The sequence below is a fragment of the Stenotrophomonas sp. X genome (genome assembly GCF_055721025.1).
The window spans coordinates 238,661-253,285 of the sequence record NZ_CM146756.1; the positions used below are offsets into that span (position 1 = coordinate 238,661).

Consider the following 14,625-nt stretch of genomic DNA (forward strand, 5'->3'; position numbering starts at 1 on the left):
CTGACCCTTGCCGCATCTCGGCAGCCGGCCCGCCCGGCTCAGGAACCCGCGTCTTTCCACTGCAGCGCCATGCGGCCACGCCCGCGTGCGCGCGGAGTTTTTCCATGCAAACGTCCTATCCCCTGCGCCAGCAATGGCTCGGCAACATCCGTGGTGATCTGCTGTCCGGCATGGTCGTCGCCCTGGCCCTGATTCCCGAGGCCATCGCCTTCTCGCTCATCGCCGGCGTCGACCCCAAGGTCGGCCTGTACGCCGCGTTTTCCATCGCGGTGGTCACCGCCATCGCTGGCGGCCGGCCGGGCATGATCTCCGCCGCCACCGGTGCAATGGCGCTGGTGATGGTCGACCTGGTCAAGGACCATGGCCTGCAGTACCTGTTCGCCGCGAGCATCCTGGCCGGCCTGCTGCAGGTGCTGGCCGGTGTGTTCAAGCTTGGGTCGCTGATGCGATTCGTCTCGCGCTCGGTCATCACCGGCTTCGTCAACGCGCTGGCGATCCTGATCTTCCTGGCGCAGATGCCGGAACTGATCGGCCGCGGTCCCACCGTCTACGTGCTGTGTGCCGCCGCACTGGCGATCATCTACCTGCTGCCGCGCCTCACCCGCGCTGTGCCTTCGCCGCTGGTGGCAATCGTCGTGCTCACCGCCGTAGTGATCAGCTTTGGCGTGGACGTGCGCAGTGTTGGTGACATGGGCCAGCTGCCGGACAGCCTGCCGCAGTTCCTCATCCCCGATGTACCGCTCAGCTGGGAAACGCTGCGCATCCTGCTGCCGGTGTCGGCCACGCTGGCCGTGGTCGGCTTGCTCGAATCGATGATGACCCTGCAGATCGTCGAGGACATCACCGAGACGCCCAGCGAGCGCAACCGCGAATGCGTCGGCCAGGGCGTAGCCAACACGGTCACCGGGTTCCTCGGCGGCATGGCCGGCTGCGCGATGATCGGCCAGTCGGTCATCAACGTGACGTCTGGTGGCCGCGGCCGCCTGTCCTGCCTGGTGGCCGGCGTGCTGCTGCTGGTGCTGGTGGTGTACGGCAGCGACCTGGTGCGGCAGATCCCGATGGCTGCGCTGGTGGCGGTGATGATCATGGTCAGCATCGGCACTTTCAGCTGGCGCTCGCTGCGCGACCTGCGCACGCATCCGCGCAGTTCCTCGGCCGTGATGTTGCTGACCGTGGTGGTCACCGTGGCCACCCACGACCTGGCCAAGGGCGTGCTCAGTGGCGTGCTGCTGTCGGCGCTGTTCTTCGCCCGCAAGGTCGGCCGCATGCTGGAGGTGCAGCGCGAGGATGCCGGAGACACGCAGGTCTACCGCGTACGCGGGCAGGTGTTCTTTGCGTCTGCCGGCCAGCTGGGCGCGGCGTTTGACTACCAGCACGTCGCGCCGAAGGTGCAGATCGACCTGCGTGACGCCCACCTGTGGGACCTGACCGCAGTGGCCGCGCTGGAACGTGCGCAGGAAAAGCTGGCCGCGCATGGGGCGGAGGTGGTGGTGGTGGGCCTCAATGTGGCTAGCCAGACGCTGATCGAACAGGTGGGCGGGCGCGCGGGCGGGCATTGAGGCTTACGCATCCTGCTTCTGCGACGAGGTGCACGCATTCTGAATCCGGTCAGGCATCTGAAACCGGCGCTGTCGTAGCATTGCCCGCGTGATGGGGGTCGATGGACGGCCCCTCCCTGCCGGCACCCGCTGGCGACACGCAAGGGAGAAACAGGCAATGCAGGCAATGGACGCGCTTGGGCGCAACGAACGGGTCGGCGTCGGCCGTGGGTGTTGGAAGGTGTTGGCCCTGTGCCTGGCGCTCACCGCATGCCAGGCGCCTTCTTCCCAGGCATCGACCGAAACGGCGGCCCCCGCGTCGATTGCTGCGGCATCGCCGACAGCCCCTTCCGGCCCGGCATCGGCAGAATCCCCCCACTACCCGGATGCGTCCTATACCGAGGGTCGCCTGCGCCCAGCCTATGGCTGGTGTGTGGATGGGGTGGAAGATGCAGGCAAGCTCCAGGCCTGCGGCAAGGACGAACTTGCCTACCAGGAAGCGCGTCTCGAAGCGGCGGCCAGCAAGGCGCTGGCCGGGCTCGACGCCGCTGCCCAGACGGCGTTCCGGGCCAGCCAGGCGAGCTGGCGCAGCGATACAGACCGTTATTGCCGCGATGTTCCCAACGGCAGCGTGCAGCAGCTGCAGGGCGCGCAGGAATGCCGCCTGTACCGTGTTGCCAACCGTGCCGACCAGCTGCTGGCGCAGAGCGCGCCGCCGGATACCTCGTATACCCAGGCAACGCTGCGTCCGGAATACACCCGTTGCGTGCAGGACGCCCGCGGCATGGACGACCAGCTGGAAGCCTGCGATACGGCCGAGCTCGCCCACCACAAGGCGCTGCTGGAAGCACAGGTCGCGCGACTGATGGACGGCCCCGACGGCCCGGGCAAGGACCGCTGGATGGACGAGCAGGCCAACTGGGCTGCAGATACCGAAAAGCGCTGTGCACCTTCCAGCGACCATGTGGGGCCGATGCTGGATGCTCAGTCGTGCCGCATCAACCGGTATGCCAACCGCGCTGTCGAGCTGCACACGCGGGTGCTGACGCCCTGATCCACGGTCGCCAGCAGGCAACTGCAACCGGTCAATCCTCCACGGACAAGGAAGTAAGACATGCCAAACAATATTGACACCCGCAACCTGGACGCCACTGCCGGCGCGGTGTTCTTTGCTGTCGGACGCGGCACCGAAGGTGGTGGATCGTCGTACCACCTCAGCATTGCTGGCATCACCAAGCACCTGAACGAGCCGCAATGGGGCACGGTCAGTGCGGTAAGGGACAACAGCGGCTATTCACTGGGCACCATTCAGGTGGATTTCGGCCAACGTGGCGAGTGGCCGCTGGGCGCGACGCAGGAGCGCAAACTGAAGCCGGGCGAGACGACGTATGTCGATGGGGTCATCGACCAGGCCAGCGCCTACGCCAAGGCACACAACCTGCCCTTCACGCATGATCGCACTGACCTGCGTGCGGATCTGCTCAGCCACGGCAATGGCGAGGGAAAGCGCTCATCCATCCGCTTCATCGATGCACCAACGCGTGACAGCATCAATGCTTGGGCCGGCTCGGCGGAAGGCAAGCAGTGGATTCACACCCACATCGATTACCCGCAGGTGCGCAATGCCACGAATATCGCCATGACCATGCTGGACAAGCATGGCAGCGGCATTGCCGAAGACAAGCGCTTCGAGGCCATCGCATTGATTGCCAAGACCGCCAACCAGCTGCCGGGTCGGCTGGATGACCTGGAAGCGGTGCTCAAGCGCGGTGGTGACTACCAGGAACTGCGCGACCAGGCCGCTGCCATCCGCCAGCGCACCCCTTCCTATGCCGGGTTGGCTGCCGCCGATGTCGCTGCCAGGTATGAAGATGCCTATGCGCAGCATTCCGCCGAAATGGATCGCGCGCACCTGAAGGTGGGGCGCCGGGATTTCGCGCCCGCCACCGAAGGCAGCGACCCGGATATCCAGGTGGCGCTGCAACAGGCGCGAGCGCACGGGCACGGTGGCGGTGGTCCGCAGGTACTGAAGGAGGGCTCAAGCGGCCGCGCGGTGGAAAAGCTGGAACACAACCTGCACACACTGGGCTATGGCGGCGCAGGCGCGCAGGCCATCCATCCCGACCGACAGTTCGATGCCACTACCCGGAAGGCCGTCGAAGCCTTCCAGCGCGATCATGGTCTGGCCCCGGTGGATGGCAAGGCCGGTCCGGCAACGCTGGGTGCGATCGATCGCGAGGCGCGCGCGCTGCAGGCTGACATGGTGGCGTTGGGGCTGACCGATGCACAGGGCAAAGTGATTACCGCCGATGGTTACCTGGGGACAGGTAGCCAGCACGCCATCAACACGTTCCAGCAACAGCACCATCTGCCGGTCACTGGCATGGCCGACGCAGGCACACGCAGTGCGATCCAGGCCGAAGCGGCACAGCACCGCCCTGCAACGCCGACACCGTCCGCACCCGCTGCGCCTGCTGCACCGGCCGCGGCACCTGCACCCGAACGCCACAGCGGGCCAGCTGCAGCTGCTGCACCCGGCGGCGAGCGCATCTCGGTGGTAGAGCCGTTCGGCAATGGCGGCAGTAACCGCATCCTGCGCCACGGTATCAGTGGCGAAGAAGCGTTCCGCGAACTGAAGATCCACCACCCCAACACCAACGCGGCTGCCGTTCGCGCGGGCGATGCCAGCCGGGTCGACCGTAGCGCGGAGATGGTCGAGGGCGAGCTGGAGGCCGTGCGCCGGCGTGGCGACGTCAACAACATTCCGCTGGTGCAGAAGGACCTGATCCTGACCGACCGGTCAGGCGGGCGCAATCTGATGGTTCCCAGTCCGGTCGCCGGCTACGTCCAGCTCAACAACGACGGTACCAACTCCATCAGCATCTACAGCCATCCGGTCGGCGACGCGCGCCGCGAACTGGTGGGCCAGGTGCTGCACGGCGCGCGCGGGTCCATTCCATATAAGACCGGGGATTTCGTCGAATACGGTGCGCCGCTGGTGCGGCAGTCGGACGTGGGCTCGCCGGGTGCAGTGCACGCGCACATCGAAGTCGAGCCCGACCAGTACCGTCGCTATCTGGGCGACATCCTCAATGACCGCATCACCCTGGGCGGCAAGGTCCACGCGCAGGGCCCCGAGGCCGCGCAGGCCGCACGCAGTGCACAGCAGGCGCCGATGGCCGATGGCGTGCTGAAGCAGGGCGAGCGCGGCGATGAGGTCAAGGCCTTGCAGGGCAAGCTGGCGGCGCTGGGCTATGCCGGGGCCGATGGCAAGCCGCTGCACGCCGATGGTGTGTATGGCAAGGACACCTTTGCGGCGGTCAAGCAGTTCCAGGCCAACAACGGCCTGGACGACGATGGCAAGGCCGGCCGCAAGACCCTGGCGCAGGTCGATGCCCCCAACGCGGTCAAGGCCGGTACCCCGCCGGCGGCACCGGCCCGGGCCGAGCCCGCAGAGCCGGCCAGCATGCGCGACCCCGGGCACGCCGACAACGCGCGCTTCGGCCAGGCGCTGGGCAAGCTGCAGGCGCTGGAGCAGCAGCGTGCCCAGGCCGGCCTGAAGCCACTGTTCGCCAACCCGCAGGAGGTTGAGCGGGCGGCCGGCCAGCTGGCGTACGAAAGCAAGGTGTCCGGGATGCGCCAGATCGACCACGTCGTGGCCCGCCCCGACGGCACCGGTCTGTTTGCGGTGCAGGGCGAGCTGGGCGACCCGGCGGCGCAGCGGACCTTCGTCGACCGCCAGCAGGCGGTATCGCACTCGGTCGAGGCCAGCAGCCGGCAAAGCGAAGCGCTGGACAGCCAGTTCAACCAGCGTGCGCAGGAGCAGCAGCAGGAACAGGTGCGCAACCGCGGGTTGTAAGCCACGCGGCGACCCCGGGGCCGGTCGAGCGGCCAGTCCCGGCGCCACCCGCCGCCGTTCAGCCGTCCGGTGTAAACTATTGATCTCACTGGCAATGCCAGTCTCCCCGATCAACACCCCGATGACGTCCGCCACCGCCCGTTACGCCGATTCCCTGCGCCTGTCCGTGGCCCCCATGATGGATTGGACCGACCGCCATTGCCGCGTATTCCACCGCGTGTTGGCGCCCGGCGTGCGCCTGTACACGGAAATGGTGCACGCCAATGCGGTCATCCACGGCGATCGCGAGCGCCTGCTCGGCTTCGACCGCAGCGAGCAGCCGCTGGCGCTGCAGTTGGGGGGCAGCGACCCGGCGCTGCTGGCGCAGGCCGCGCGCATCGCCGCGGAGTGGGGCTACGACGAGGTCAACCTCAACTGCGGCTGCCCATCCGACCGTGTGCAGGCCGGGCGTTTTGGCGCCTGCCTGATGCGCGAGCCGGCGCTGGTGGCCGACTGCGTGGCGGCGATGGTTGACGCGATCGAGATCCCGGTGACGGTGAAGTGCCGCCTGGGCGTGGACGAGGACAACGACTATGACGTGTTCGCCGCCTTCGTCGACCGCCAGGTCGCCGCCGGTGCGGCGATGGTGGTGGTGCATGCGCGCAATGCCTGGCTGAAGGGCCTGTCGCCGAAGGAGAACCGCGAGGTTCCGCCGCTGAAGTACGATTGGGCCTACCGCCTGAAGCAGGAGCGCCCGGCGCTGCCGGTGGTGCTCAATGGCGGCCTGGCCACCATCGAGGCGGTGCAGGCGCAGGCCGCGCACGTCGATGGCGTGATGCTGGGCCGCGCGGCCTACCACGACCCCTACCTGCTGCATCAGCTGGAGGCGCTGCAGACCGGCGCCCCGCTTCAGGCCCGCGGCGACCTGCTGCGCACGCTGCGTCCCTACGTGGAAGCGCGCCTGGGCGAAGGCCTGGCGCTGAAGCACATCACCCGCCATCTGCTCGGCCTGTTCCACGGCCAGCCCGGTGGCCGCGCGTTCCGCCAGGTGCTGAGCGAGGGCGCACACCGCCCGGGCGCCGACTGGAGCCTGGTCGAGCAGGCGCTGTCGGTCACCGAGCGCGAAGCCGATCGCGCTGCAGCGTGACCGCAGTCACATTCCTGACTTGACAAGGGACGGCGATTCGTCCCGAATGTTCACCTAGCTGAACATCGTGGGGCTGCGACCGGAAAAGTTCAGACCGGATTCACTGCCCCAAACCAAGAATTTGCAAAGGATTTGTAAAGCGCCGGGTCCCGAACCCGGCATCCGGATTTACGACTTTTGAACGAATCGCCGTGCTCGGCTAGGATCGCATCGATGTCTTCCGCTCCCTTCCATTGCCGCATTGCCCTGGCCACCTGCGTGGTGCTGTCGGCTGCGCCGCTGTCTTCGGCGCTGGCGCAACAGCCGCCGCGTGGCGAGCAGGCACGGGCGGAAATGATGGATCGGGGAGAGCGCGGCAACCGTGGCGACGAGCGTTCGCTGTCCGATGCCGTGCGCCGCGTGCAGCGCAGCACCGGCGGCCACATCCTCGGCGCCGAGCGCGTGCCGTTCGATGGTCGTGATATCAACCGGGTGAAGTACATGGACGACCGGGGCCGGGTCCGCTACATGGACGACCCTGCCCCGTCGCGTTCACAGCCGCGCACGCCGCGGTCGGATATGTCATCACTACGCGGCGATAACCCCTGAACAGGGATAGTCGTCGCTATCAACCCGTACCCCACAGGCCTCCGGGCCACACCCAGGACACTAGGGAGAGTTCATGCGTATCCTTCTGGTCGAAGACGAAGCCCCGCTGCGTGAGACCCTGGCAGCCCGGCTCAAGCGCGAAGGCTTTGCCGTCGATGCTGCGCAGGACGGCGAGGAAGGCCTCTACATGGGGCGCGAAGTTCCGTTCGATGTCGGCATCATCGACCTCGGCCTGCCCAAGATGTCGGGCATGGAGCTGATCAAGGCCCTGCGTGACGAAGGCAAGAAGTTCCCGGTACTGATCCTGACCGCGCGTTCGAGCTGGCAGGACAAGGTCGAGGGCCTGAAGCAGGGCGCCGACGATTACTTGGTCAAGCCGTTCCACGTCGAAGAGCTGCTGGCCCGCGTCAACGCGCTGCTGCGCCGCGCCGCCGGCTGGAGCAAGCCGACCCTGGAATGCGGCCCGGTCGCTCTGGACCTTGCTGCCCAGACGGTCAGCGTGGCCGGCAGCAATGTCGACCTGACCAGCTACGAGTACAAGGTGCTGGAGTACCTGATGATGCATGCCGGTGAACTGGTCTCCAAGGCCGACCTCACCGAACACATCTACCAGCAGGACTTCGACCGCGACTCCAACGTGCTGGAGGTCTTCATCGGCCGCCTGCGCAAGAAGCTGGACCCGGATGGCGAACTGAAGCCGATCGAGACCGTGCGCGGTCGCGGCTACCGTTTCGCGATCCCGCGCAACGAGGGCTGAGCCGGCTCACCCTGGCGATAACACGATGTCCGGCCGTCTGTGGTTCTTCCGACGCTGGCGGCCGCGCTCACTGCAGGCGCGCCAGATGCTCGCCGCGTCCGTGGGCCTGGTCGCGTTCCTGGCGCTGGCCGGTTACGCGCTCGACGCCGCCTTCGCCGATACGGCGAAGGCGAACCTGCGTGAGCGCCTGAAGAACTACGCCACCTCCTACGCGGCCGGCATCGACTTCACCCGCGACCGCTCGCTGTACATCCGCGAGCAGCCGCCGGATTCGCGCTTCGACGTACCTGGCAGTGGCCTGTACCTGCAGGTGGTGATGCCGCACGGCAAGGGCAATTCGATGTCCGCCGAAGGCCCGATGCTGCCCACCGTCGGTGGCGGCCTGCTGGCGCCGCGCCAGGAGGTGTTCGAAGGCCCGCTGCCGATGATCCAGATCGATGGCAGCCAGGGCTCGGTGTACCGCTATGGCCTGGGCCTGGTGTGGGGCGCCGACGCCGACCCCGCCACTGAATTCCCCTACACCATCTATGTGATGGAAGACTCGCGCGCGCTGGGTGCGCAGCTGCGCGTGTTCCGTGGCCGCGTCTGGTTCTACCTGGGCGGCATCGGCCTGATCCTGCTGCTGCTGCAGACCGTCATCCTGCAGTGGAGCCTGCGCCCGCTGCGCCGCGTGATCACCGAGCTGACCAAGGTGCAGCGCGGCGAGACCGAGCGCATGAGCGAGCGCCACCCGCGCGAGCTGGAACCGCTGACCGACAGCATCAACGCCTTCATCGAAAGCGAGCGCGAGAACCTCGAGCGCCAGCGCAACACCCTTGCCGATCTGGCGCACAGCCTGAAAACGCCAATCGCGGTACTGCGCACGCAGATGGACAGCGGCGCCGGCGACGGTGCGCTGCGCGAAGAACTGGACGTGCAGCTGCAGCGCATGAACAACCTGGTTTCGTACCAGCTGGCACGCGCGGCCTCGTCGGGCCACAAGCTGTTCTCCGCGCCGCTGCCGATCGAGTCCAACGCCGAGGAAATCGTGCGTGGCCTGGAAAAGGTCTACGCCGCCAAGGGCGTGCTGTGCGAATTCGATATCGACCCGGCCGCGCGCTTCCACGGCGAACCGGGTGACCTGCAGGAACTGCTCGGCAACCTGCTGGAGAACGCCTTCAAGTGGGCCAACCGCCGCGTGCTGCTGACCGCGCAGCCGCTGCCGGCGCCGAACGCGCGCCGCGCCGGCCTGCTGCTGGCGGTGGACGACGATGGCCCGGGCATCGCCCCGGATGACATCGGCAAGGTGCTGCAGCGTGGCGTGCGTGGCGACGAGCGCGTGCAGGGCCACGGCATCGGCCTGTCGATCGTGCAGGACCTGATCAAGGACTACCGCGGCGAACTGACCGTGGGCCGTTCGGCCGAACTGGGTGGCGCCCGCTTCGAAGTGCGCTTGCCGCCGGGGCCGTAAACCTCGTTGATCGGTAGTGCCGGCCGCTGGCCGGCAACCAAGCAATGCCATCGAAGATCATGAGGTTGCCGGCCAGCGGCCGGCACTACCGCATTTCGATCTTCGGCGGCTCGCCATAGAACCGCCGCAGCTGCGCGGCGACCTCGGGCAACGCCTGCTGCAGCAGATCCGGTGCCGAGAAGTGGTACTCGCTGGCCACCGCGAAGAACTCCTCCGGCGCCTCGGCCGCATACGGATCGATCAGCGTCTCTTCGCCTGCGTCCACCTGCGCACAGAAGGCATCGTAGGCGCGCTGGAACGTGGCCGCCCACTCGCGCTGCCATTGCCGCGGCAGCGGCGGTGTGCCGTCCATTGCACCATCCAGCGCATCGAGCTTGTGCACCATCTCATGCACCGCCACGCAGTAGCCGTCGTGCGGCGCGGCCAGGTCGGCCTGCACATCGGCCCAGGACAGGATCAACGGACCACTGTCCCACGACTCGCCGATCAGCTCGTCATCCCACTCGTGCAACACGCCGGCCGCATCCATGTGGCTGCGGTGCACGCGGAACGCATCCGGGTAGAGGATCAGCTGCGACCAGCCTTCCAGCCCCACGTCGCCGAATTCCAGCAGCGGCAGGCAGCACAGTGCGGCCAGCAGCACGCCATCGCCAGCCTGCAGTTGCAGTTCACCGACAGGGGTAATGGTCTTCTCATGCAGGAAGCGCGTGGCCAGCACGCGCAGTCGCGCGCGGCGTTCGTCGTCCAGGCCGCGCAACCAGGCCGCACGGCGGCAGGCGTCTTCCCAAAGCGCATCGTCGATCGGCCGCGGCGAGGGCCGCAGCCACTGCAGCAACGACTTGATCAGCGGAACATTCCCGGCAGGTAGCTGTGCCACTTCGGCGCACGGATGCGCTGCAGCACGTCGTCGTCGCTGCCGCCGCCCCCGGTGCTGGTGGCACTGCCGGCCGCAGGGCGTACCGGTGCCGGCTTGGTGGTCGCAGCCGAGGCGGTCGCGGTCGGCGCGCGCTGCGAGGCGGCATCACCGTTGGAGGACACGCAGGCGCCCCGGCTGTCGTCCAGCGCTGCCGTTGCAGACGCCGCGAAGGGCATCATCAGCAGGATCAGGCAATGGGCATAACGGCGCATTGACGACATCCACGTTAAGGGAGGGTGAGTTCCCGATTCTAGCCCGAACCCGGCGCCCCGTTGGAAGCCCCGGCGGAACCCAGCGTGGCAGGCGTCGCTGGCGGCTTTCCCGCATAATTCCTTCCTGACTTCGTGGAAGCTGCCGTGGACGATCGCCAATTGCTGGCCAAACTCGCTGCCGGTCGCCTGTCCGGCGACGCCCTGGCCCGAGAGCTGGGCCAGACCCGGGCGGCTGTTTGGAAGCGTATTCAAGGGCTTAGGGCCGCAGGTGTGGACATCGAGGGCCGTGCTGGCGAGGGCTATGGCCTGACCCGCCCGGCCGACCTGCTGGACCCGGTGGCGATCCGCGCCGGCCTGCCCGCCGATGCCCAGGCCCTGCTGCACGACCTGCAGGTGGCCTGGACGGTGGACTCCACCAACGCTGAATTGCTGCGGTGCAGCGCGCCCCAGCGCGGGGTCAGCGTGCTGCTGGCCGAACGCCAGACCGGTGGCCGCGGCCGTCGTGGCCGCACCTGGGCCTCGCCGTTGGCCGCGCATATCTACCTGTCGGTGATGCGCCTGTACTCCGGCGGCCTGGGCCGCCTGGCCGGGTTGAGCCTGGTGGCCGGCATCGCCGTGGCCGAAGCGCTGCACGATCTGGGCTACACCCAGGCGCAGTTGAAGTGGCCGAACGACCTGATCGTCGATGGCAAGCGCAAGCTGGTCGGCCTGCTTGCCGAGGGCGGTGGCGAATACGCCGGCCCGGCGCGCGCGGTGATCGGCATCGGCATCAACACCCACATGCCGCCGTCGTTCGGCGAGCAGATCACCCAGCCGTGGGTGGACCTGGACACGTTGGCCGGCAAGCCGGTGGACCGCAATGGGGTGGTTGCTGCCGTGCTGGCGCGTCTGCTGCCGGCGCTGGAAGAATTCGATCGCGAAGGCCTCGCTCCGTTCCTGCCGCGCTACGCTGCGTTCGACATGCTGGCCGGCCGCGAAGTGCGCGTGGAACTGGACGGGCAGTGGCAGCACGGTACTGCGCTTGGCTTGGCCGATGACGGTGCATTGCGCGTGCGCATCGATGGCCAGGAACGCCTGCTGCACGCCGGCGAAGTCAGCGTGAGGGCGGCATGAGCGATTGGTTGTTCGACCTCGGCAACTCGCGCTTCAAGTTCGCGCCGTTGCAGGGTGACCGTGCCGGTGACGTGCAGGCCTGGGCGCATGGCGCCGAAGGCATGGCCGGGCAGCCGCCGCACAGCCTGCCCAGCGGCCGCACCGCGTTCGTGGCCAGCGTGGCGGCACCGTCGCTTACCAGCGCGATGCTGGACCAGCTGCAGCGCCGCTTCGAGCATGTGCATGTAGTGCGCACCAGCGCCGAATGCGCCGGCGTGCGCATTGCCTATGCCAGGCCGGAAAAGTTCGGCGTCGACCGCTTCCTGGCCCTGCTGGCCGCGGCCAAGGCGCAGCGCCCGGTGCTGGTGGTCGGCGTGGGCACCGCACTGACGATTGATCTGCTCGATGCCGACGGCCAGCACCACGGTGGCCGCATCTCCGCATCGCCCACCACCATGCGCGAAGCACTGCATGCCCGTGCCGTGCAGCTGCCCGCGACCGGTGGCGGCTACAGCGAGTTCGCCAACGACACCGCCGACGCGCTGGCCTCCGGCTGCGATGGCGCTGCGGTGGCGCTGATTGAACGCAGCGCACAGCACGCGCACACGCTGCTGGGCGTGGCACCGTCGCTGCTGGTGCACGGTGGCGGCGCACCGGCGCTGATGCCGTTGCTGCCCGCTGCCGATTACCACCCCTCGCTGGTGCTGGATGGCATCGCCCGCTGGGCGGTGCACCAGCCCGCGCGCTAGTATCCGCGCATGCTGACCCGTGCCCTGATCGTCGTACTGGCCATTCTCAATCTCGGCGTCGCCTGCTGGTGGCTGCTGCGCGATGCACCACAGAAGCCTGCGCCGCCATCGCAACCCGCTGGCGTGGCCGAGCTGCGCTGGGTGCCCGGTGGCGTGGATGCCAATGCCGCAGCCGAGGCCACTGCCACCGCCCCGACCGCACCGTTGATGGAGCGCGAACCGGCGGCGAAGACCGCGGTGGCTGCGACGCCCGCGCCCGTTGCGCCGGCAAAGCCGGAGATCGCCAGGCCGCAGACGGCTGACGCTGCGCCGGTTGCTGACGCTGCCAAGCCGGGAACACCGCCTGTACCCGTTCCGGCACCGGAAAAGCCCGTCACCCCGCCCGCGGCCGCCGAGCCGCCGCGGTGCGTCGCGCTGGGCCCGTTCGCCGACCGCGCCGCCGCCAGCACCGCGCAGGGCAAGGCCGGCACGCTGCTCAGCCAGGTGCGCCTGCGCGAACAGCCCGCTGCCAGCGGCAGTGCCCGTTACCGGGTGATGCTGCCGGCCGCCGCCAACCGCGACGAAGCGCAGGCCACCGTGAAGCGCATCGTCGCCGCCGGCCTGAGCGACTACTACATCATCAGCCAAGGGGAGGAGGCCAACGCCGTGGCGCTGGGCCAGTACCGCAACCGCGAAGGCGCCGAGCGCCGCATGGCAGCGGTGCAGGCTGCCGGCTTCCAGCCGCGCCTGGTCGCCAGCGGCGACGCCGGCCAGTGGTGGCTGGAAGGGCAGCTGGCGGCAGGCACGCAACCGACCCAGGCCCAGCAGCGCAGCGGTGCAGCACAGAGCCGGTCGCTGGAATGCGCAAGGTTGCGCTAGAATCCCCGGACCGCGGCACTGCCGCCGGTGCACCAGCCATGCCGCTTTAGCTCAGTTGGTAGAGCAACTGTCTTGTAAACAGTAGGTCATCCGTTCGATTCGGATAAGCGGCACCACTCGGGAAGCGCCGAAACGCCTTTTAAAACAGGGGTTTCAACGAAAAAGGCCAGCGCGGTGCGCTGGCCTTTTGGCTTCCGCCGGTAAAATTGCCGGTAAAATTAGCCCTTCTTTTTTGGTTTCACGGCCGCTTTCACCACCGGTACGGAATGGTCGTACAGCTGACGCATGGCCTCGGTCACGTGGCCGCCAGCGCTCTTGTCCTCGCTGTCGGTGATTCCCCGGTGTTTCAGGCCATGGAGCGCGAACCGCTGCTCCTCCTCGATCACGTCCTCCGCAATCGCGCGGCGGACCAGGCGTTGCCAGGCGCTGTCGAGGGCTGATTTCGTGAGCGGGGTGCCGGACTCCGAAACAAGAAGGCGTCGCTGCTCAGGTTTGATCGGTACCGGCCGCCCATGCGCCTGCATCCGTTCGTCCCGGTAGGACTGTAGCCACTTCACGGCCGCGCGCAGATCCTTGGTCCACAGCGTCACGTTGTCGCGCGACCCCTTTCGGCGATTGCTGCGAATGCCATCAGTCTGCAGGTTGGCGTCGGTGAGAGTGTTCACCTCAATGCCGCGTAGGCGGACCGCATAGGCCAGCACCATAACTGCAGGGAGATAGGGCGGACAGCTGCCAGCGGTATGCGCCTGGCGGCTCGCGCACGTGCGTGCGAATCGCAGCACCGCGTCGAAAGAATCGTGGTCAGGCATGCGCGCATCGCGCTTCTCACGCACCTTGCGTATGCCGTCGGCAGGGTTCGACGTGCAGTGGCCATGCCGGATTCCCCAAGCGAACAGACGCCGCAGATAGCTGGCCACGCGGTTCGCCGCCGCCGGTGTTGCCGCGATCAGGGGCAGCTTACCTATGGCAGGCCGGCCGGTGGCCATGGTTTCCACCACTCGCTGGAGGACCGGCACCGAAAGATGCTCGATGCGCTGTTGGCCCAGTGGGCGACCATCGCGCAGGAGGTAGCCGCTCGCCTTTGCTGCGCAGTAGTCGTAGCCCTCCTTCGACTTCTTCGACAGGTCGATGTACTCGCTGGACCGCTTGAACACCTCGACCAGGTAGTCGAGGGTTCCACGAATGTTGCCGCCGGCTCGCGCCTCCATGATCGCGTGCAGATCCGAAAGGCGGGCGCGCCGCGAGGCCACCGTTTCCTTCTTCTGTCCGATGCCCTCGGGGTGTGGGTCGAGCACGTACCAACGGCCCTCGCCCCAATACACGCCGCGTGGAAGCGATCCCTGGTCAATGTGACCAGGGATCTCCGGGTTGAGCGGCGGTGTGGGCGGCGATGGAGCTTGCCCCGCTGCAGACGCGAATGACTGCGATCAACGAATGGCTGGGCCAAGAGGTGATCCGCTTCGACGCCTTCGAGCTGGGA

The 14,625-nt window shown here is 67.7% G+C and carries 13 protein-coding genes and 1 tRNA gene; 11 read left to right on the forward strand and 3 right to left on the reverse strand.

From position 1 onward, the window contains the following. The first annotated feature begins 104 nt into the window (after positions 1 to 104). The 7 genes from ACZ75I_RS01040 to ACZ75I_RS01070 all read left to right on the forward strand — a co-directional run bounded on the left by ACZ75I_RS01040 (position 105) and on the right by ACZ75I_RS01070 (position 9,318). Positions 105 to 1,559 carry a SulP family inorganic anion transporter gene (locus ACZ75I_RS01040; RefSeq protein WP_180868127.1) on the forward strand — a complete coding sequence of 485 codons (1,455 nt, stop codon included), beginning with the start codon at positions 105 to 107 and terminating at the stop codon, positions 1,557 to 1,559. 421 nt (positions 1,560 to 1,980) lie between these two features. Next, positions 1,981 to 2,592, forward strand: a complete 612-nt coding sequence (locus tag ACZ75I_RS01045) for a lysozyme inhibitor LprI family protein (RefSeq protein ID WP_180868125.1) — start codon at positions 1,981 to 1,983, stop codon at positions 2,590 to 2,592. 60 nt (positions 2,593 to 2,652) lie between these two features. Then, positions 2,653 to 5,397: a peptidoglycan-binding protein gene (locus ACZ75I_RS01050; RefSeq protein WP_472958589.1), complete on the forward strand. Its 2,745-nt coding sequence runs from the start codon at positions 2,653 to 2,655 to the stop codon at positions 5,395 to 5,397. A 94-nt stretch (positions 5,398 to 5,491) separates the two neighbouring features. Continuing rightward, positions 5,492 to 6,523 carry a tRNA dihydrouridine(20/20a) synthase DusA gene (gene dusA, locus ACZ75I_RS01055; RefSeq protein ID WP_134969358.1) on the forward strand — a complete coding sequence of 344 codons (1,032 nt, stop codon included), beginning with the start codon at positions 5,492 to 5,494 and terminating at the stop codon, positions 6,521 to 6,523. Between the two features lie 213 nt (positions 6,524 to 6,736). Next, positions 6,737 to 7,111, forward strand: coding sequence for a hypothetical protein (locus ACZ75I_RS01060; protein ID WP_005420623.1), 375 nt, complete (start codon positions 6,737 to 6,739; stop codon positions 7,109 to 7,111). Between the two features lie 73 nt (positions 7,112 to 7,184). After that, positions 7,185 to 7,868 (forward strand): response regulator transcription factor, encoded by a 684-nt coding sequence (locus ACZ75I_RS01065; RefSeq protein ID WP_004136763.1) that lies wholly within the window; start codon positions 7,185 to 7,187, stop codon positions 7,866 to 7,868. A gap of 25 nt (positions 7,869 to 7,893) precedes the next feature. After that, the gene (locus tag ACZ75I_RS01070) at positions 7,894 to 9,318 is read left to right on the forward strand and encodes an ATP-binding protein (RefSeq protein ID WP_053498753.1); all 1,425 of its coding nucleotides are present in this window, start codon (positions 7,894 to 7,896) and stop codon (positions 9,316 to 9,318) included. An 85-nt stretch (positions 9,319 to 9,403) separates the two neighbouring features. Here the strand turns inward: ACZ75I_RS01070 and ACZ75I_RS01075 are convergent, their stop codons facing one another. Together ACZ75I_RS01075 and ACZ75I_RS01080 are read right to left on the reverse strand one after the other, a co-directional pair. After that, positions 9,404 to 10,195, reverse strand: coding sequence for a M90 family metallopeptidase (locus ACZ75I_RS01075; RefSeq protein WP_472958590.1), 792 nt, complete (start codon positions 10,193 to 10,195; stop codon positions 9,404 to 9,406). Continuing rightward, positions 10,162 to 10,446 (reverse strand): hypothetical protein, encoded by a 285-nt coding sequence (locus ACZ75I_RS01080; RefSeq protein ID WP_049412595.1) that lies wholly within the window; start codon positions 10,444 to 10,446, stop codon positions 10,162 to 10,164. The genes ACZ75I_RS01075 and ACZ75I_RS01080 overlap by 34 nt, the downstream gene beginning before the upstream one ends. A 144-nt stretch (positions 10,447 to 10,590) precedes the next feature. On the opposite strand from ACZ75I_RS01080, the gene birA reads away from it, so the two are divergent. The 4 genes from birA (at position 10,591) to ACZ75I_RS01100 (ending at position 13,261) form a co-directional block, all read left to right on the forward strand. Further along, the gene (birA, locus tag ACZ75I_RS01085; RefSeq protein ID WP_472958591.1) at positions 10,591 to 11,559 is read left to right on the forward strand and encodes a bifunctional biotin--[acetyl-CoA-carboxylase] ligase/biotin operon repressor BirA; all 969 of its coding nucleotides are present in this window, start codon (positions 10,591 to 10,593) and stop codon (positions 11,557 to 11,559) included. Beyond that, positions 11,556 to 12,287, forward strand: coding sequence for a type III pantothenate kinase (locus ACZ75I_RS01090; protein WP_061478782.1), 732 nt, complete (start codon positions 11,556 to 11,558; stop codon positions 12,285 to 12,287). The genes birA and ACZ75I_RS01090 overlap by 4 nt, the downstream gene beginning before the upstream one ends. A 9-nt stretch (positions 12,288 to 12,296) precedes the next feature. Continuing rightward, positions 12,297 to 13,145, forward strand: coding sequence for an SPOR domain-containing protein (locus ACZ75I_RS01095; RefSeq protein ID WP_472958592.1), 849 nt, complete (start codon positions 12,297 to 12,299; stop codon positions 13,143 to 13,145). 40 nt (positions 13,146 to 13,185) lie between these two features. After that, positions 13,186 to 13,261 (forward strand) — tRNA-Thr (locus ACZ75I_RS01100). 102 nt (positions 13,262 to 13,363) lie between these two features. Here the strand turns inward: ACZ75I_RS01100 and ACZ75I_RS01105 are convergent. Continuing rightward, the gene (locus tag ACZ75I_RS01105; protein WP_472959036.1) at positions 13,364 to 14,506 is read right to left on the reverse strand and encodes a site-specific integrase; all 1,143 of its coding nucleotides are present in this window, start codon (positions 14,504 to 14,506) and stop codon (positions 13,364 to 13,366) included. Positions 14,507 to 14,625 lie beyond the last annotated feature (119 nt).